The following is a 19096-nucleotide window of genomic DNA, read 5'->3' as shown; positions in this document are numbered from 1 at the left end:
CTCCACTTCAGCCGGGCTAAGCGGCTCAGATATAGTCCAGATCGATATTGATGGTGCCCTTGAATGGCCCCGGCTCCACTTTGCCCAGGTTGGTGGGCACGATGACCCCATACATCGGTACCGTTTTCAAACGATCGCCCTGGCGGAACGTAGCGAGGAACTCGGATTGTTCAAAGCGCAGCCGGTTGCCGCTGCCGTAGTAAAGCTGTATGCCCAAGCCGCTGTCGCTGCCATCTTTCTGCTTGATCAAGGTGGCGGTGTAATCATCCTTCTTGCCATTGATGCCGCGGAAATAGCCATTGACCTGCACTGGATCGTCGCAGGTTTTCTCCAGACCCAGCGTGAAGTCGCGCCGAGGGGCGGAGGGCGTCAGGCCGGTATTGCTTTTGACGATGCGTCCGAAATCCAGCGTGTTGTTGGGCGGGTTCAGCCACACTTTCACCGCGCATTGAATGAAGCGGATTTTGTCGAGGCCGGTGATTTTGTAAACCAGATTACTGTCGGGAATATTATTAATTCCACCCACGCCATCGAATTGCATCACCTGGAATTGGGTTTTGCCTACGCTTCCGCTGCCGGGATAGGGTTTTTTGGTCGCTACCACCACTTGGAAGCTCAGGCTGAACGTGGTGGCGGGGCAGTTACGGATGTCCGGATAAATATTCTTGGGACAGGCCGGAATGGTTTGGCCCGTGGGGATGCGTTGGGTTTGGTAATAAGTCTGTCCCTTATATACCACGCCGAATTGCACCCCCTGCGGGTCGGAGTCATTGCGGGGGTTGGGATAGAAAAAAACCTCCTCGGCATCGCGCAGCCCGTCGTGATCTTTGTAACAGGACACACTGATTGTACGTTGGGTAGAGTGCCAGATCTCCACCCCGGTGCCTAACGTGATGGGGACTGCAACAGTGGAGCCGATGTCTTCGGTGATCAATACGCTGCCGTAGCGATTGTCCTGCTTGCAAGCCAGCGCATGGCTCAGGGTAGGAAGCACGGCGAGCGCGGCGAGCAGCAGCAGGCGGGCGAAACGGACGGTCAACATGGCATTCCCCTGTCGGGCCTCAAACGGTTATTGCTTGTCTTCTTGGTAGCGGCAGGCGCCGGCTGAGCATGCAAAGGTGTAGGTGTCTTGTGCGCCGTAGTCGTTGATATTGGTGAGCTTCAACGAGGCCGGCAGGGCCTTGAGCGCAAGAGTGGTTTGGTCTTTGGGCGGCACCATCTGGCCGTTCAGGTCGCGCGGTGATTTTTCCCCGGGCAGGCTGAGGCCTGTCAGCGTGATGTAATACGGGCTAGGATTTTTCAGCACCAGTTTTCCGGCCGCCGCGTCAAAAGTGAGTTGCAATTGCTTGGCGGGGTTTTCTCCGCGCGGCAATTGCGCGGCTTTGGGCCGGTAGAACACCTTGAGGCGGGATTTGATGGCCAGTTGCAGCACGTTTTCCTGCTCGCTCTTGGGCGGGATTTCCTGGATGTTCAGGTAAAACAGCGACTCGCGGTCCAACGGCAAGGTGTTGTCGGGGATGCGGGTCAGCCGCACCACGCCTTTTTCAGCGGCTTCGATGCGTTGCAGCGGCGGCAATACCAGGAAGGGCGAGGAAAGGCGTTTGCCATCCGCGTCGCTGAGCCAGGATTGCACCAGGAAAGGCTGTTCGCTGTTCTTGTTGGTCAGCACCATGCTGACATTTTTGTCTTGCTCCAAATAGATGACGCGGGTGCGGTCCAGCAGAATATTGGCTTGCGCCAGCATGGGGAAGACCAGTGCGGCGAGCGCGCCAGCTAAGGCCATTCCGCGTTGCAGCTTGTTCATTTGCATTTCCTTGTTCATTCAGTCGCCACGGCGCAAAGCGCATCTTTGCTGCCCTGGTTCAGATCGTATTCGGCAGGGAGTGGCGCCAGGTGGCAGCGCTGCGTTCCCCACGAAATTTCCATACCGGCCCGGGCGCCGAGGCCTGAGACGAAGGTCAGGCCATTGTCCCCCACCATGCCGACGCCGTGCCGGGTTTGCAGGTCGATGACGGTTGCGCCGAGCGGGGGCACGCTGCCATCGGCCAGACGCACTTGCAGCAGGGCCTTGCGTCCAACCTTGACGGGAAAGGCTGCCTTGCCGACGGCGCCCTCGGTCAGCACCACGCGGCGCACGGCGGCGCTGGCTTCAACGGTATCCGGCATATTGTCCGCGTCCAGCCGGATGTCATGGCTCTGGTAGGGGCCGATGCCGGTCAGCACGGCGTAGCCGTTGCGGTCGGTATCGGCGGCCGAGCCATACACCGGCACCCCCGGCACCCCGTCAGTGTCAACCAGCAGGCGGGTTTCACCAGTGGAAGCCGTACTCATGCTGACGCCGCCGGCATGCAGGAGCAGCGAGCTGGCCAGCCCCGCGGACAGGCTGCCGTAGCCGCCTTGCTGCTTGCTGGCGGACAAGTCGGCCTGCAGCGCCGATCCATTGTAGTGATAATCGCCGGAAACCTGGGGCTTGGTATCTTGGCTGCTGATGCTGGCAGACACATTGTAGCTTTGGTTGGGGCGGCTGTTGTCAGAGTAGGTTGCCAGATGCGTGGTATTGCCCGAACCGCCCTGCACCGAGTAATTGATGCGGCGGTTATTGTCCAGTGGGAGGCTGAAACTCAGCGACGCCCCTAGATTATTGCCGCTTTGGTCGCGGACGGATTGCAGGCTGAAATTGACGCTGACATTGCGCATCGGTCCGATGTCCAAGTCCCGGCTCATCGATAAATCGACGCGTTGGGTAGGCGTGGTATTCCAATAGGTTGCGCGCTCGCCGGACAGGAACAGTGTGGTGCGGCCAAACGATTTGCTGGCGTTCAGGCCCACGCTTTGCTTGTAGTTGTAGCCGTAGGTGCCGTTCTGGCTGTTCAGATATTGGCTCAGCGAGCGATAGGTCTGTTCGGAAAACCGGTAGTTGAACAGGCGCAGATCGGCATCGATGCTGTCCAGTTTTTTCGCGTAGTTCAGGCGGTAGGATTTCCCGCTGTAATCATTGCCATCGGGCATGCGCGCCGAGGCTTGGGTGATGTCGGCAGAGATCGCGCCAAAGCTTCCCATGTCCTGGGCCACGCCCAACGCCGCGGCATGGTAATCCGCGCTGGCGATGAAGCCGCTGTACAGGGAGAAGGTATTGGTCAGGCCGTAGGATGCCTCCGCGGTGGCGATATTGGGGCGCTGCGCGGAGCCCGTCATATCGGCCTGGCCCACGGCCATCTTGTAACGCAACATCCCATTGCGCGTCAGGAAGGGCACGGAGGCGGTGTTGACGGTGAATTTTTGCTTGCTGCCGTCCGCTTCTTCGATGGTCACTTCCAGCTGGCCCTGCGCCGTGCTGCCCAAGTCTCGGATGGAGAATGGGCCAGGCGGCACATTGGTGGAGTACAACACGCGGCCCTGATTGCGCACGGTCACCAGCGCGTTGGTTCGGGCGATGCCATTGATCTGCGGCGCATAGCCGCGCAGGCTTTGCGGAATCATCCGGTCATCGCTGTTCAGCGTGGCGCCGCGCATGGAAAAGGCATCGAAGATATCGGACGTGGTGAAGACTTCGCCCACGGTCAACCGAGCCTGCAGGCCGCGCAAGTCGCGGTAGACCTGGGTGTTGTTCCAGCTCAGCTTGTTGCCGTTTTGGATGTTGTTGTCGTACTGGTAGTTGGAGCGCAGCCGCCAGGGGCCCAAGTTGGCGCCAGCCACGCCGTAACTGGTGATATTGCTGGACGAGCCGTTCTGGCCATTGTCGGTTTTCTGGTAGAACACGCGGTAATCCAGCAGCGCCGCCGGAATGCCATCATTCCAGGTTTCCGGCGGAGCGTAGTCTTCATCGCGGTAGGCCAGATCCGCCTGCGGGACCTGGATATCCAGCTTGCCGTTGCTCTTGGAGTAGCGGACCTTGGCCTGGCTGACTGCAGGCAGGTCGACGCATTGGCTGTCTTGCGGCCACAGAATGGACGCGCGCAGCCCCAGCTGGCGGATCAGATCGGGGGGCAGGCATGGTTGAACCTGCTGTTCAGGGCCTGATGGGCGGAAATCCAGCTCCATTTGCTGCAGGTAACGCTGGTTCAGGTAGATATCTACGATATAGCGGCCGGGCACGATGTAGCCGGCTTGTTCAAACTGCTCCAGATTGACGGTGCTGTCCGGGCCCAGTTGCAGGAAGGCGTCATTGAACTCGACCGCGTGCGACATGCAAGGGCTGAGCGCCAGCGCCAGTCCTACGATGTATGTGCGTTGTCTGTCCATTCCTGCTGTTTTCCCAATCATGGAAGAGCATCAAGGCTCTTGTCGCTTGTAGTGTGTTCAGTCAGCCGTTCAATTTCTGTGGCCAAGGCTTGGCCAGGGCGCGGCAATGCGCGGATAGCAATTTGAGGGAGGTAGTGAACAGCTAATCCCGTGCCCAGGTTTGCAGACTACTCATCGCTGACAGCGGACAAACCAGATCTGTTCAGATCATGCGGGCACAAGGAAGCAGCGAGCGGAATGCTCAATGTATTCCGCGGGTGGAGGCCAGGACTTACTGGTAGTTCAGGTCGAACTCAGCGTGGCCGTTGGCGGTACCCGGCTTGACCGAAGCGGCGGCTTTGGAATCGCCCAGGGCTTCGTAAGCGGCGGTAAAGCGCAGCGTGTTGGTGCCGTCAACCAGATTGATGGGACTGCCATATTGACCCAGCTGCAGCAGTTCGCCAGTGGCGTTTTGCAAGCGAACGCCCACGCCGGAGGCGGAGCCGGTTGTGGCCATCAGTTGAGTGTTGCCCGGAGCGGCCGCGCCAGCGAAACGCACGGCAACCGTCTTCAGGGTGCTGGTGTCGCACTGGGTCAGCTTGATGTTGAAGTCCTGCGAAGAGGAGCGGTCGCCGCCCTTCTTGAACACGTGGGTCGGAACCTTGCCCAGGTTCACAACCAGGTTGGAGCTTTGCGGATCCACGCCGCAAGCTGCGGTCACGATCTCGCCGTTGACATCCAGGGTGCCGGCAGCGGCGAATACGGAAGAGGCGGCAACAGCCATCAGGGAACCGGCGAATACGAGCTTTTTCATAACTTAAAGTACTCCGTAAAGAATGGATCGACTCTGGCCGCTAGGCTGCCGGATTGGATCGGATGACAGCATTGCAGCGTAGCCAACTGGCTAGGATTCAGGCCAGATGGCAGGGCGATCATAACAATTCGGAAGATTGAATAGTTAATTTTGTTACATATTAAACTTTTAGTTTAAAATTTAGGCGAAGCATCATGGAATAATTGTTTTAAGTAAATATTGTTTACAATGTAAAAATCCGTTTTAAATCATTCTTTTAGAAATGATTTTGCAACATTTGTATAAAAACAACATAAAAAATAAAGCCCAGCCATTTATTCCGGGCCGGGCTGGGTTTACTTGAAACTTGGAAGGATGTGTCAGAAATAGGTCACCGTCAGGTTAACGGCGTTTGCATGCGCGGTTGCGCCGCGCAGCAGTTCACGGCTGGAGTAGCTGTTCTGGCCTTTGCGCACACTGAGCGAGGTGCGCTGGTCGTTGAGCGTCAGCGAGGCGGGGGTGGCGCATTCATTCAGCTCAAGCGCCGAAGTAGCGCTCGGTTTGGGGGCGATCGCATGAGTCTGAGCGCTGCAGCCTCCTTCTACAATCGCGCCGTAGAAGTAAACATCCCCGCCTTGGGCGAGCGTGGCGACAGGAAAGGTCGAGATCACTGCTGCGATTGCCCATGCTTGCAGTTGGTTCATGATCTGTCTGTCTTTCTGGTTTAAGTTTAAATCAATTGATTAATAAAATTCATTTTATTAATCGCATTCTGTGTTTAATCCATTTTAGTGCAATTTTGATTTAAATTGAAAGTCTTATTTTAATTAAAATTTTATAAATTGCCTGATGTGACTTGTAATATTTAATTATTAAAATGCCTGTTTTTGATAAGTAATGGCCCGTTCATGCGGTTGCGCGCAGAGTTCTAGGCGGGGCTGCTGCCGGCTAAACGCAAGCCGATGATGCTCAATGCAATGGGCGCGGTGGTTGGCTGGCCGGCTTACGCGCGTCGCTCTTAATGCGTTATGGCATATAGCAGCGACGGGAATCGTGGATTTGGTGTGAGGATGTATGAAGATGGGCTGTGTGGGGTGGGATGCGGGAGCGCGTAGGGTGAGGGCGCTCCCGCGAGCATGAATCGGCTTAGCGCTGGTGAATGTCGTTGCGGAAGGTTTCCTTCAGGAACAGCAGGCTCACGATCAGGCTGACGGCGTAGACCACGATGGGATACCACAACCCATACAAGATATCGCCGGTGTAGACCACCAGCGAGAACGCCACGGTAGGCATCAGCCCGCCTATCCAGCCATTGCCCAGGTGGTAGGGCAGCGACATCGACGTGTAGCGAATGCGGGTGGGGAACAGCTCCACCATCATCGCCGCCAACGGGCCGTAAGTCAGCGCCGAGATCACCGACAGCAGCACCAGCACCAGCACCACCATCGCATGGTTGATCTTCTCGGGATCGGCCTTGTCCGGATAGCCCGCCGCCTTTAAGCCAGCTTGCAGCGCCTTCTTGTCGAAACCCGACTGCACCACGCCGCCGATGTGAATTTCCGTCACGCCGGCCGGCGCGGCTTGCTGTTTGTACGGCACGCCGTTCTTGGCCAGCAGGGCCTTGGCCTGGTCGCACGGGGTGTCTAGCTTGGCCTTGCCTATCGGGTCAAACTGGAAGTGGCAAGTGGCCGGATCTGCCACCACCACCACCGGCGCCCGGGACTGGGCCGACGCCACGTCCGGATTGGCGTAGTCGGTCAGCCAGCGAAAGGCCGGGAAAGTCAGAGCCAAGCCCAGAATCAGCCCGGCAAGCAGCACCGGTTTGCGGCCGATGCGGTCGGACAGGTGGCCGAAGTACAGAAACAGCGGCGTGGTGATGATCAGGGATGCGATCAGCATCAGGTTGGCGGTTTGCGGGTCGACCTTCAAAATCTGCGTCAGGAAGAACAGCGAGTAGAACTGCGCGCAGTAGAAGGTGACGGCTTGGCCGCCGTTGAAGCCGAACAGCGAGATCAGCACGATTTTCAGGTTTTTCCAGTTGCCGAATGCCTCGCTGATCGGCGCCTTGGAGTGCTTGCCTTCCGCCTTCATCTTCAGGAAGACTGGCGATTCCTGCATGGACAGCCTAATCCAGGTGGAAATGGCCAGCAGGATGATGGACAGCAGGAAGGGCAGCCGCCAGCCCCACTCATTGAAGGCGTCCCCGGTCAGCTTGCGGCAGGCCAGGATCACCAGCAGCGACAGCAGCAGGCCGGCGCCGGCGGTGACCTGAATCCAGCTGGTGTAGCCGCCGCGCTTGTGGTCCGGCGCATGTTCGGCCACGTAGATGGCCGCGCCGCCGTATTCGCCGCCTATGGCCAGGCCCTGCAGCATGCGCAGGCTGACCAGGATGATAGGCGCGGCGATGCCCAGCGTGGCATGGCCCGGCAGCACGCCCACCAGGAAGGTGGACAGGCCCATGATGACGATGGTGGCGAGAAAGGTGTACTTGCGGCCCACCATGTCGCCCAGCCGGCCGAATACCAGGGCGCCGAACGGCCGCACCAGGAAGCCGGCGGCAAAGGTCATCAGCGCGAAGATGAAGGCGGTGGTTTCATTGACGCCGGAGAAGAACTGCTTGCCGATGATGGCGGCCAGCGCGCCGTACAGGAAAAAGTCATACCATTCGAACACGGTGCCGAGCGAAGAGGCGAGTATCACCTTGCGCTCGGCTTGGCTGATGCCGACAGTGGACGCCGTCGGCGCGATGCTGTTGCTCATGTCCAGGTCTCCTTTGCGGGTGGTGCCGGCGTCCTGGTTGGCGCCGGCGCGTTGTTGTCCTGCGCGATCATCTGCGCCGCCTTGGCGGCGATCATGAGCGTAGGGCTATTGGTATTGCCTGAGGTGATGGCGGGCATGATGGAGGCGTCGGCTACGCGCAGCCCGGCGATGCCATGCACCCGCAGCCTGTTGTCGACGACCGCCAGCTCGTCGCTTCCCATCTTGCAAGTGCCCACCGGATGGAAAATGGTGGTGCCGATGTCGCCAGCCGCTGCGATGAGTTCCTCCTCGCTTTGATACTGCAGCCCGGGGCGGTATTCCTCCGGCAAATAGCGCGCCAGCGCCGGCGCGGCGGCGATGCGGCGCGTCAGCCGGATGGCGGCGGCGGCAATGCGCTGGTCTTCCGGGTGGCTCAGATAGTTGGGTTGAATGATGGGGGGAGCGGCCGGGCTGATGCCGCCGATCGCCACATGGCCGCGGCTGGCCGGCCGCAGATGGCAGACCGAGGCGGTGAAGGCCGGGAAGCGGTGCAAAGGCTCGCCGAAACGGTCCAGCGACAGCGGCTGCACATGATATTCCAGGTCCGGCCGCGCCGCGTCCGGTCCGCTGCGGGCGAAGGCGCCAAGCTGGCTGGGCGCCATCGACAACGGTCCGCTGCGTTTCCATAAGTATTCCCAGGCCATCGCCAGCTTGCCGCTCCAACTGGCGGCGCGCTGGTTCAGCGTGGCCACCCCTTGGACTTTGAATACCAGCCGCAGCTGCAGATGGTCTTGCAGATTGGCGCCGACGCCGGGCAGAACCCGCTGCGGCGCGATGCCATGCCGCGCCAGCAGCGGCGCCGGGCCGATGCCGCTGCGCTGCAGCAAAAGCGGCGAGCCTATGGCGCCGGCGGCGAGGATGATTTCGCCGCGGCAACGGGCTTGCAGGCGCTCGCCATGTTGCATAAATGCGATTGCCGCGGCGCGGCCGTCGCTTAGCAGCAGTTTGTCCGCTTCCGCTCCGGTCTGCACCGTGAGGTTGGGTCGATGGCGGATGGGATGGAGAAAGGCCTTGGCGCAGTTCCAGCGCAAGCCGTCTTTTTGATTGACCTCGAAGTAGCCGCAGCCGGCGTTGTCGCCGCCATTGAAATCCTTTACCGGCGCGATGCCTTGCTGAGCGGCAGCGGCGCGGAAGGCATCCAGAATCTCCCAGGACAGGCGTTGTTTTTCCACCCGCCATTCGCCGCCATGGCCGTGCAGCGGCCGCGCCGGGTCGTAATGGTCTTCCATCTCGATGAAATGCGGCAGTACGTCGCGCCAGCTCCAGCCGGCGTTGCCCAGGGAGGCCCAGTGGTCATAGTCGGCGGCCTGGCCACGCATGTAGATCATGCCATTGATCGACGAAGACCCGCCCAGCACCTTGCCGCGCGGATAGCCCAGCGCGCGGCCGTTCAAGCCGCTTTCCGCCACCGTGCGGTAGCACCAGTCGGTGCGAGGATTGCCGATGCAATAGAGGTAGCCGACCGGGATGTGTATCCATGGGTAGCTGTCGCGGCCACCGGCCTCCAGCAGCAGCACGCGCTTGGCTGGATCCGCCGACAGCCGATTGGCCAGCAGGCAGCCGGCGCTGCCGGCGCCGACGATGATGTAATCGAACTCGCCGCTGAGCATGGTGCGATACCTGCTTATGTCTTTGTCTTGTCAACCATCTAAACCGAAGTGCGCGCGGGTGGAAATAGTCATATGGAAACAAGGTGTGTTAATTTTTGAACAGCGGATAGCCGTAAGGCTTTCCTCTCCGTGTGCAAACGCACAAGTCCCGATAGGGGGGTGGGCATGTTCGACTGGAACGATGTGCGCTATTTTCTGGCATTGCAACGCTGCGGCAAGCTGCTGGGCGCAGCGCGGCAACTGGGCACCACCCATGCCACGGTGGCGCGCCACATCGATGCGCTGGAACAGGCGATGGGACAGCCGCTGTTCATCCAGCAGGCCGACGGCTATGCGCTGACGGCCGCCGGCCGGCAACTGCTGCCGCTGGCGGAGGCGCTGGAAAACACCGCCTCGCAGATGCTGGACAGCGGCAAGCGCGGCCATGTCGAGGTCAACGGCGTGGTGAGGCTGGGCGCGCCGGAAGGGCTGGGCGCCCAGTTTCTGGCCAGGCACTTGCCAGCCTTGATGGCGCAGTATCCTGGCCTGGAGATAGACCTGGTGGCCGTGCCGCGCTTCGTCAGCATCACCAGCCGCGAAGTGGACATCGCCATTACGCTGGAGCGGCCGCAGGCCAATCTGGTGGTGACCCGCAAGTTGACCGATTACTGCCTCGGTCTGTACGCCACGCCGGCCTATCAGGCGGCCCATCCGCCCATCGCCGAGCGCGAGGACTTGAACGGCCATGCCATCCTGGCCTATGTGGACGACCTGCTGTTCTCGCGGGAATTGATGTTTCATCACGGCCTATGTCGCCATCCCAGCATGCCGTTGCGCAGCACCAGCGTGGTGGCGCAGAAGGAAGCCGCCCTGGCTGATGGCGGCATCGTGGTGCTGCCTTACTATATGACTTATGACGATCCGCGGCTGGCGCAGCTGTTGCCGGAACTGCGCATCATTCGTTCTTACTGGATCAGCGCGCGCAGCAATATCCGCCGCACCCTGCGCTACCGTGTGGTGTGGGATTACGTGGTGGAGTTGTGCCAGCGCATGCAATGGCTGCTGCTGCATGAAGAGCAAAATCGATGCATCGACTGAATGCGCAGTGCGTCACGCAGTCCGGAGGCGGGTGGTACACTGCTATGGTTGTTTTGCCATTCAAAAGTCATGAAGTTGAAAATCGCCCCCGGCATGGTGACGCCATTGATTGTCGCCACGGCGCTGTTCATGGAGAACATGGACTCCACCGTCATTTCCACTTCCTTGCCGGCCATCGCCCGCGACCTCGCTGTCGATCCGATATCGTTGAAACTGGCGCTGACATCCTATCTGGTGAGTCTGGCGGTGTTCATTCCGATCAGCGGCTGGATGGCCGACCGCTTCGGGGCCAGGCGCATTTTCCGCTCCGCCATCGTGGTGTTCATGTTGGGATCGCTGCTGTGCGCGGCGACCAGTTCGCTGCATGGCTTCGTGATGGCGCGCTTTCTGCAAGGCATAGGCGGGGCCATGATGGTGCCGGTGGGGCGGCTGGTGATTCTGCGCACGATAGACAAGGCCGATCTGGTGCGGGCGCTGAGCTATCTGACGGTGCCGGCTTTGCTGGGCCCGGTGATCGGTCCGCCGCTGGGCGGTTTCATCAGCACCTATTTTCACTGGCGCTGGATCTTTCTGATCAATATTCCCATCGGCCTGCTGGGGCTGGCGCTGGCCGGGCGTTTCATCGCCAATCTGAAAGAAGACGATGTGCCCAAGCTCGACCTGGCCGGTTTCGTCTTCACCGGCGCCGGCTTGTCCATGCTGATGCTGGGCCTGGCTTCGGAGGGCAAGCACATGCTGTCGGCTCAGGCGTCGATCTGGCTGACCGTCATCGGCGCGGCGCTGCTGCTGGCTTATCTGTGGCACTACCGGCGGCAGGAGCATCCGCTGTTGGATCTTTCCTTGCTGCGCCTGCCGACGTTCCACGCCGGCGTAGTGGGCGGCTTCATGTTCCGCGTCGGCATCGGCACCATTCCTTTCCTGCTGCCCTTGATGCTGCAGCTGGGTTTCGGTTTCTCGCCATTTGAATCCGGCCTCTTGACCTGTTCTACGGCAATGGGGGCGATAGGGATGAAGACTGTCGTCGCCAAGGTGTTGCAGCAGTTCGGCTTCCGCCGCATCCTGATACTCAACAGCATCCTGGCCGGTTGTTCGGTAGCCGTGTACGTATTGTTCCAGGCCGATACGCCGCATTGGGTCTTGCTGGCGGTCTTTGTGTTGGGCGGGTGTTTGCGCTCACTGCAGTTCACCAGTTTGAACGCCATTACGTTTGCCGATGTCGGCAAGGACAGGCTCAGCCATGCCACCAGCTTGTCCAGCGTGGCGCAGCAGCTGGCAGCCGGTTTTGGCGTGACGGTGGGCGCGTTCGCGCTGCAGAGCGCGGCCTGGCTGCAGGGCCATCCGCAGCTGCAAGCCGACGACTTTGGCCACGCCTTCCTGATCATGGGAGGGCTGACCGCGCTGTCCAGCTTGCTGTTCGTGCGGCTGGCGCCGAATGCCGGGCAGCAGGTGTCGGCAGGTCATGAAGGCGGGGGCAAGTAAGACGCAGGGCGCCGCCGTTGGGCGGCGCTTTGCAGCATAGGGTGGCGAGAATGCAAAAAAGCCGTTGATCATTGATCAACGGCTTTTTTGTTTGGTGCCCAAGAGAAGACTCGAACTTCCACACCCTTGCGGGCGCTAGGACCTGAACCTAGTGCGTCTACCAATTCCGCCACCTGGGCAAATCTCTAAATTGTCATGCCGCAAGTTTCTTATTCAGAGAAACCTGCTTGGAAACTTTGGTGCCCAGGAGAAGACTCGAACTTCCACAGTGTTGCCACCGCTAGGACCTGAACCTAGTGCGTCTACCAATTCCGCCACCTGGGCAAACCTGAATTTTATGATGCCAGCTATTCGACGGGCTTACAATAGTAAGATTGGTGCCCAAGAGAAGACTCGAACTTCCACACCCTTGCGGGCGCTAGGACCTGAACCTAGTGCGTCTACCAATTCCGCCACCTGGGCGTCGCTTTGCTGTATCATTTGTTGCATCGCTGCAACGAGATGCGAATTATAAACATAACCTCGAGGGTGTCAATGGCTCAATCGCAAAAAAAACAAAAAAAACTTTCCCTGAGAGGCCAGGACCCCTTCCTGGAACGGGAAAAACTCAAATACTCCAATCCCTTGCCTAGCAGAGAGTTCATCATGCAGATTCTCGCCGAGCAAGGGGTGCCGCTGTTTCCGGATGAGTTGGCGCAGATGCTGTCGATTCATGCCGACGAGCAGGCTTTTTTTGAACGTCGCCTGCGCGCCATGGGGCGCGATGGAGAAATCCTCATCAATCGCAAGGGCGCGGTGTGCGTCGCCCAGAAGCTTGATCTGATGCGCTGCAAAGTATCCGGTCACCGCGATGGCTTCGGCTTCGCCATTCCCGACGAGGGCGAGGGCAGGGGCAATGATATCTTCCTGCCTGAGCGGGAAATGAAAAAGGTCATGCACGGCGACCGCGTGATGGTGCGGCCGTCGGGCCTCGATCGCCGCGGCAGGCAAGAGGGCAAGATCGTCGAGGTGCTGGAGCATGCGGTGACCAAGTTGGTCGGTCGCATCCAGCATGAGCGCGGCGTGTGGGTAGTGAGGCCGGAAGACAGGCGCATCAACCACGACGTGCTGATCGAGCCGGGCGGCGAGGGCGGCGCGCAGGATGGCCAGGTGGTGATGGTGGATATCCTGCAGCAGCCGGATGCCTATCACCAGCCTGTCGGCAGGGTGGCTGAGGTGCTGGGCAACTACGCCGATCCGGGCATGGAAATCGAGATCGCCTTGCGCAAGCACGATTTGCCGCATCGCTTCCCGGACGACGCGTTGGAGCAAGCCCAGGCCACGCCTAAGAAAGTGCGCAAAAAAGACTGGACCAAGGATAGAGTCGATCTGCGCGATCTGCCGCTGGTGACGATAGACGGCGAAACGGCGCGCGACTTCGACGATGCGGTGTATGCGGAAAAACAAGGCAAGGGCTTCCGCCTGGTGGTGGCCATCGCCGACGTCAGCTTCTATGTCCAGCCTGGCGACGCGCTGGATCGCGAAGCGCTGACCCGAGGCACCTCGGTTTATTTTCCGCGCCGGGTGATCCCGATGCTGCCGGAGGCCCTGTCCAACGGCATCTGCTCGTTGAATCCCGACGTCGAGCGCATGTGCATGGTTTGCGACATGCAGATCAACGCCAAGGGCGAGGTCAAGAAATACAAGTTCTACCCTGCGGTGATGCAGTCCAAGGCCCGCCTCACCTACAACCAAGTGTGGGACTGGCTGCAGAACGGCGCCGATCATCCGATGCTGCCGCATGTGAAGGACTTGTATGCCTTGTTCAAAATACTGCTGACTGCGCGCGGCAAGCGCGGCGCCATCGAGTTCGACTCGGTGGAAACGCAGATGATTTTCAACGACAAAGGCAAGATCGAGCGCATTGTCCCCATCGTGCGCAACGACGCGCATCGCTTGATCGAAGAATGCATGCTGGCGGCCAATGTCTGCTCCGCGGATTTTCTGCAGAAAAACGGCCACAAAGCGCTGTACCGCGTGCACGAAGGCCCAACCGAAGAAAAACTGGAAAATCTGCGCAACTACCTGCGTCTGGTCGGCCTGACGCTGGGCGGCGGCGATAAGCCCAGCGCCAAGGATTACGGCAAGCTGGCGGAGCAGATCCACGGCCGCCCGGACGCGCCGGTGCTGCAAACCATGCTGCTGCGCTCCATGCAGCAGGCGGTATACACCCCGGACAATGCCGGCCACTTCGGCTTGGCCTATGAGGCTTACACCCATTTCACCTCGCCGATCCGGCGCTATCCAGACCTGCTGGTCCATCGCGCGATCAAGGCGGTATTGAAGGGGGAAAAGTACAAGCCCGGCAAGTGGGCGGCTTTGGGCGTGCATTGCTCGATGACCGAGCGCCGCGCCGACGATGCCAGCCGCGACGTGGAGTCTTGGCTGAAAACCTACTACATGCGCGACAAGATCGGCGAAGTGTTCCAAGGCAAGATCAGCGCGGTCACCAGTTTCGGCGTATTCGTGTTGCTGGACAACGTCTATGTGGAAGGCTTGGTGCATATCTCCGAACTAGGCAAGGACTATTTCCACTTCAAGAAGGAGTTGCAGGCCATCATTGGCGAGAAAAGCGGGATTCAGTACCGTCTGGGTGATACGCTGACTGTCAAGGTCATGAGCGCCAATCTGGAAAACGCCCAGGTGGAGTTTGCCTTGGTCCGGGACGAGCAGTCGCCGGCAGGCGGCGCATCGGAAGAGGGCGGATCGGCCAGTCCGGAAATCGTTGAACCTGTTGAGCCGGTGAGCAAGCCTGCTGGTTTGCCGGCGCCGCCGCAGGGTCGCAGGCGGGCGGCCAAGCAACCATCTGCGCCAGCGGTTGCGCGCGAGCAAGCTGCGCCGCCTCAGCCTGCCTCTGGTCGGCGCGGCGCAGGCAAGCCTGAGTCCGGCGCGGCAGCCAAACCGGCTGCTTCGCAAGTGAAGCCTGCAACCGAACCCGTGGCTTCGGCTGCGCCAGTCAAATCGTCTAGGCAGGCGTCCAATAGGCAGGCGGGAGCGAAGTCTCCAGCTGGCAAGCCGCAAGCATGGCCGAAGCAGCCAAGCGCGCGTACGCCGTCGCAAGGGCGGAGCCAGCCCGCCAAGCCGGTTGCGGCCACGCCGCCGACAAGCGCGACGCCGACCCCCTCGGCGCCGCCGAATGAGCCGCCTGGCCAGGCCAAGTCCGCGTCGCGTCGCCCGCAAGGACGCCGCAGTCAGCCGCCTCAAGCCGAGACGTCAGCGCAGCCGGTAGCGCGCAAGCGCGGGGCCAGCAAGCGGCGCACCGGCGAGGAGTGATCGCCAGCTATCTATATTAAAGGAATCAATTAAACCGGTTCGAATCCAGAATTCGAACCGGTTTTTCTTTGTTTACGCCCTTTTCGATCGGGGCTTGGAGTCGTGGCACGGGGTGTCATCGCGCAGGGATGCAAAATTCTTTCATTGCCGTTTTCTTTCAAATCAGCAGCTTGCAGGATTGTGATGAAGAAATCTCACTTTTTCCCGCAAAAGGTGTTGACGAGGTTCGGGTCCGGGCGTATAGTTCGCCTCCTCAGCTGACGCAGCGAACGAAACAAGCCGAACGAAACAGGTTCCGGCGACGGTTGCAGCGACCAGCACAGCTCTTTAACAGAACGAATAACCGATAGGTGTAAGTGCTTGGCGAAAGCCAAAAACTTGCACTGCAAGAGATAGGAAATACCAGTTATTTCTTTGAACTTGCGTGCCAGAAGTTGCTATGAGATTGAACTGAAGAGTTTGATCCTGGCTCAGATTGAACGCTGGCGGCATGCTTTACACATGCAAGTCGAACGGCAGCACGGGAGCTTGCTCCTGGTGGCGAGTGGCGAACGGGTGAGTAATGCATCGGAATGTACCGTGTAATGGGGGATAGCTCGGCGAAAGCCGGATTAATACCGCATACGCCCTGAGGGGGAAAGCGGGGGACCGAAAGGCCTCGCGTTATACGAGCAGCCGATGTCTGATTAGCTAGTTGGTGAGGTAAGAGCTCACCAAGGCGACGATCAGTAGCGGGTCTGAGAGGATGATCCGCCACACTGGGACTGAGACACGGCCCAGACTCCTACGGGAGGCAGCAGTGGGGAATTTTGGACAATGGGCGCAAGCCTGATCCAGCCATGCCGCGTGTCTGAAGAAGGCCTTCGGGTTGTAAAGGACTTTTGTTCGGGAGGAAATCCCGCTGGTTAATACCTGGCGGGGATGACAGTACCGGAAGAATAAGCACCGGCTAACTACGTGCCAGCAGCCGCGGTAATACGTAGGGTGCAAGCGTTAATCGGAATTACTGGGCGTAAAGCGTGCGCAGGCGGTTGTGCAAGTCTGATGTGAAAGCCCCGGGCTCAACCTGGGAACGGCATTGGAGACTGCACGACTAGAGTGCGTCAGAGGGGGGTAGAATTCCGCGTGTAGCAGTGAAATGCGTAGAGATGCGGAGGAATACCGATGGCGAAGGCAGCCCCCTGGGATGACACTGACGCTCATGCACGAAAGCGTGGGGAGCAAACAGGATTAGATACCCTGGTAGTCCACGCCCTAAACGATGTCAACTAGCTGTTGGGGGTTTGAATCCTTGGTAGCGTAGCTAACGCGTGAAGTTGACCGCCTGGGGAGTACGGCCGCAAGGTTAAAACTCAAAGGAATTGACGGGGACCCGCACAAGCGGTGGATGATGTGGATTAATTCGATGCAACGCGAAAAACCTTACCTGCTCTTGACATGTACGGAACTTGGTAGAGATATCTTGGTGCCCGAAAGGGAGCCGTAACACAGGTGCTGCATGGCTGTCGTCAGCTCGTGTCGTGAGATGTTGGGTTAAGTCCCGCAACGAGCGCAACCCTTGTCATTAGTTGCCATCATTAAGTTGGGCACTCTAATGAGACTGCCGGTGACAAACCGGAGGAAGGTGGGGATGACGTCAAGTCCTCATGGCCCTTATGAGCAGGGCTTCACACGTCATACAATGGTCGGTACAGAGGGTCGCGAAGCCGCGAGGTGGAGCCAATCTCATAAAACCGATCGTAGTCCGGATCGCACTCTGCAACTCGAGTGCGTGAAGTCGGAATCGCTAGTAATCGCAGATCAGCATGCTGCGGTGAATACGTTCCCGGGTCTTGTACACACCGCCCGTCACACCATGGGAGTGAGTTTCACCAGAAGTGGGTAGGCTAACCGCAAGGAGGCCGCTTACCACGGTGGGATTCATGACTGGGGTGAAGTCGTAACAAGGTAGCCGTAGGGGAACCTGCGGCTGGATCACCTCCTTTCTAGAGAAGGCGATCGTCAAGTACTTACAGCCTATCGGTTATTCAAGTTAAGGGCATTTTCGATGAAAATCTGCGCAGCTCTGCGTTGAAAGCCTCCTCGTGTACTGGATGTACACGTCGTCAGCTTTCGCCTGGATCTGCTTGATTTTGATCGAAAAGGATGTGGTATGAAGCGACTACTGGGTTTGTAGCTCAGCTGGTTAGAGCACTGTGTTGATAACGCAGGGGTCGTAGGTTCGAGTCCTACCAGACCCACCAGTATTTTTTGGGTCAGGCAAGGCGCGAGGGAGCGACATGTGCTTATGCACATGAGCGACTGAGCAACGCAGCATCACCCAAAAAGAGGGGGATTAGCTCAGTTGGGAGAGCACCTGCTTTGCAAGCAGGGGGTCGTCGGTTCGATCCCGTCATCCTCCACCACACCGCAAACAAAATCGAATTGAGAAGTTTGATTCTGTTTGCGTTGTAAAACGCCCGATCTTTAACAAACTGAAGAAGCCGAATATATAAGACGGCGAAATGAAAGCGTAGAGTTAACTCTTTACGCGGACAAATCGTCATCTTGGGTATTTGATTGTATCTAAGGCTGCGTCGCCAACTCAAAAGGGGCGGTGCAGTCGTCGCACAAACACACTTGTTGTTTTAGTGATCTAGGTTACTGAAATGATAGGGTCAAGCGACTAAGTGCATCTGGTGGATGCCTTGGCGATCACAGGCGATGAAGGACGTGTAAGCCTGCGAAAAGCGCGGGGGAGCTGGCAATAGAGCTTTGATCCCGCGATATCCGAATGGGGAAACCCGGCCCTTAGGGGTCATCCCAGACTGAATACATAGGTCTGAGGAGGCGAACTCAGCGAACTGAAACATCTAAGTAGCTGAAGGAAAAGAAATCAACCGAGATTCCGTAAGTAGTGGCGAGCGAACGCGGAACAGCCTGTATGTGATAGAGATTGCGTTAGTGGAAGGTTATGGAAAGGACCGCCATAGTGGGTGATAGCCCCGTACACGAAAACGCATTCTTGGTACTAAGCATACGAGAAGTAGGGCGGGACACGCGAAATCCTGTCTGAAGATGGGGGGACCATCCTCCAAGGCTAAATACTCGTGATCGACCGATAGTGAACCAGTACCGTGAGGGAAAGGCGAAAAGAACCCCGGGAGGGGAGTGAAATAGAACCTGAAACCGGATGCATACAAACAGTGGGAGCGGACGTGTTCCGTGACTGCGTACCTTTTGTATAATGGGTCAGCGACTTACGTTCAGTAGCGAGCTTAACCGAATAGGGGAGGCGTAGGGAAACCGAGTCCGAATAGGGCGCTTTAGTTGCTGGGCGTAGACCCGAAACCGAGTGATCTATCCATGGCCAGGATGAAGGTGCGGTAACACGCACTGGAGGTCCGAACCCACTAGTGTTGCAAAACTAGGGGATGAGCTGTGGATAGGGGTGAAAGGCTAAACAAACTCGGAGATAGCTGGTTCTCCCCGAAAACTATTTAGGTAGTGCCTCATGTATCACTTCCGGGGGTAAAGCACTGTTATGGCTAGGGGTCATTGCGATTTACCAAACCATGGCAAACTCTGAATACCGGAAAGTGCGAGCATGGGAGACAGACGGTGGGTGCTAACGTCCATCGTCAAGAGGGAAACAACCCAGACCGCCAGCTAAGGTCCCAAATGATCAGTTAAGTGGTAAACGAAGTGGGAAGGCCTAGACAGCCAGGATGTTGGCTTAGAAGCAGCCATCATTTAAAGAAAGCGTAATAGCTCACTGGTCGAGTCGTCCTGCGCGGAAGATGTAACGGGCTCAAACTGATAACCG

At 58.6% G+C, this 19096-nt stretch carries 10 protein-coding genes, 5 tRNA genes and 2 rRNA genes; 7 read left to right on the top strand and 10 right to left on the bottom strand.

Features of this window, described 5'->3' with window-relative positions; translation table 11 throughout:
• Positions 1–25: 25 nt before the first annotated feature.
• From BI343_RS00085 to BI343_RS00055, 7 genes are all read right to left on the bottom strand, one after another.
• Complete coding sequence (locus BI343_RS00085; protein WP_071108161.1) at positions 26–1042, bottom strand: fimbrial protein; 1017 nt, start codon at positions 1040–1042, stop codon at positions 26–28.
• Between the two features lie 27 nt (positions 1043–1069).
• Complete coding sequence (locus BI343_RS00080; RefSeq protein WP_169828960.1) at positions 1070–1804, bottom strand: fimbrial biogenesis chaperone; 735 nt, start codon at positions 1802–1804, stop codon at positions 1070–1072.
• Between the two features lie 14 nt (positions 1805–1818).
• Positions 1819–4242: a fimbria/pilus outer membrane usher protein gene (locus BI343_RS00075; RefSeq protein ID WP_071108159.1), complete on the bottom strand. Its 2424-nt coding sequence runs from the start codon at positions 4240–4242 to the stop codon at positions 1819–1821.
• A gap of 271 nt (positions 4243–4513) precedes the next feature.
• Entirely contained in the window at positions 4514–5035 is a 522-nt protein-coding gene (locus BI343_RS00070) for a fimbrial protein (protein ID WP_043629321.1), read from the bottom strand.
• 359 nt (positions 5036–5394) lie between these two features.
• Positions 5395–5718 (bottom strand): hypothetical protein, encoded by a 324-nt coding sequence (locus BI343_RS00065; protein WP_071108158.1) that lies wholly within the window; start codon positions 5716–5718, stop codon positions 5395–5397.
• Positions 5719–6160: 442 nt separating this feature from the next.
• Entirely contained in the window at positions 6161–7774 is a 1614-nt protein-coding gene (locus tag BI343_RS00060; RefSeq protein WP_071108157.1) for an MFS transporter, read from the bottom strand.
• Positions 7771–9423: a GMC family oxidoreductase gene (locus BI343_RS00055; RefSeq protein WP_071108156.1), complete on the bottom strand. Its 1653-nt coding sequence runs from the start codon at positions 9421–9423 to the stop codon at positions 7771–7773. Before BI343_RS00055 ends, BI343_RS00060 begins: the two co-directional genes overlap by 4 nt.
• Positions 9424–9552: 129 nt before the next feature.
• Here BI343_RS00055 and BI343_RS00050 point away from each other — a divergent pair, with 129 nt between their 5' ends.
• Both BI343_RS00050 and BI343_RS00045 read left to right on the top strand, forming a co-directional pair.
• Complete coding sequence (locus BI343_RS00050; RefSeq protein WP_244886543.1) at positions 9553–10500, top strand: LysR family transcriptional regulator; 948 nt, start codon at positions 9553–9555, stop codon at positions 10498–10500.
• A 69-nt stretch (positions 10501–10569) separates the two neighbouring features.
• Positions 10570–11979 (top strand): DHA2 family efflux MFS transporter permease subunit, encoded by a 1410-nt coding sequence (locus BI343_RS00045; RefSeq protein ID WP_071108154.1) that lies wholly within the window; start codon positions 10570–10572, stop codon positions 11977–11979.
• Between the two features lie 92 nt (positions 11980–12071).
• On the opposite strand, the gene BI343_RS00040 is transcribed toward BI343_RS00045, so the two are convergent.
• From BI343_RS00040 to BI343_RS00030, 3 genes are all read right to left on the bottom strand, one after another.
• Positions 12072–12158 (bottom strand) — tRNA-Leu (locus tag BI343_RS00040).
• A 58-nt stretch (positions 12159–12216) separates the two neighbouring features.
• Positions 12217–12303, bottom strand: a tRNA-Leu gene (locus tag BI343_RS00035).
• A 51-nt stretch (positions 12304–12354) separates the two neighbouring features.
• Positions 12355–12441 (bottom strand) — tRNA-Leu (locus tag BI343_RS00030).
• 72 nt (positions 12442–12513) lie between these two features.
• Here BI343_RS00030 and rnr point away from each other — a divergent pair.
• The 5 genes from rnr to BI343_RS00005 all read left to right on the top strand — a co-directional run.
• The gene (gene rnr / locus BI343_RS00025) at positions 12514–15291 is read left to right on the top strand and encodes a ribonuclease R (RefSeq protein ID WP_071108153.1); all 2778 of its coding nucleotides are present in this window, start codon (positions 12514–12516) and stop codon (positions 15289–15291) included.
• A gap of 447 nt (positions 15292–15738) precedes the next feature.
• Positions 15739–17276: ribosomal RNA gene (locus tag BI343_RS00020) — 16S ribosomal RNA — on the top strand.
• A gap of 181 nt (positions 17277–17457) precedes the next feature.
• Positions 17458–17534: transfer RNA gene (locus BI343_RS00015), tRNA-Ile, on the top strand.
• Positions 17535–17620: 86 nt separating this feature from the next.
• A tRNA-Ala gene (locus BI343_RS00010) sits at positions 17621–17696 on the top strand.
• Positions 17697–17946: 250 nt separating this feature from the next.
• Positions 17947–19096: ribosomal RNA gene (locus tag BI343_RS00005) — 23S ribosomal RNA — on the top strand; the annotation flags it as partial.

Source organism: Chromobacterium amazonense (assembly GCF_001855565.1).
Taxonomy (GTDB): Bacteria; Pseudomonadota; Gammaproteobacteria; order Burkholderiales; family Chromobacteriaceae; genus Chromobacterium; species Chromobacterium amazonense.
Note: the sequence above shows the minus strand (reverse complement) of the source record. Positions and strands in the feature narration are given on the sequence as shown.

Coding starts and splice junctions, on each gene's coding strand:
- BI343_RS00080 (WP_169828960.1), bottom strand. CDS start 1,804: ATGAACAAGCTGCAACGCGGAATGGCCTTAGCTGGCGCGCTCGCCGCA.
- BI343_RS00065 (WP_071108158.1), bottom strand. CDS start 5,718: ATGAACCAACTGCAAGCATGGGCAATCGCAGCAGTGATCTCGACCTTT.
- BI343_RS00070 (WP_043629321.1), bottom strand. CDS start 5,035: ATGAAAAAGCTCGTATTCGCCGGTTCCCTGATGGCTGTTGCCGCCTCT.
- rnr (WP_071108153.1), top strand. CDS start 12,514: ATGGCTCAATCGCAAAAAAAACAAAAAAAACTTTCCCTGAGAGGCCAG.
- BI343_RS00060 (WP_071108157.1), bottom strand. CDS start 7,774: ATGAGCAACAGCATCGCGCCGACGGCGTCCACTGTCGGCATCAGCCAA.
- BI343_RS00055 (WP_071108156.1), bottom strand. CDS start 9,423: ATGCTCAGCGGCGAGTTCGATTACATCATCGTCGGCGCCGGCAGCGCC.
- BI343_RS00045 (WP_071108154.1), top strand. CDS start 10,570: ATGAAGTTGAAAATCGCCCCCGGCATGGTGACGCCATTGATTGTCGCC.
- BI343_RS00075 (WP_071108159.1), bottom strand. CDS start 4,242: ATGGACAGACAACGCACATACATCGTAGGACTGGCGCTGGCGCTCAGC.
- BI343_RS00085 (WP_071108161.1), bottom strand. CDS start 1,042: ATGTTGACCGTCCGTTTCGCCCGCCTGCTGCTGCTCGCCGCGCTCGCC.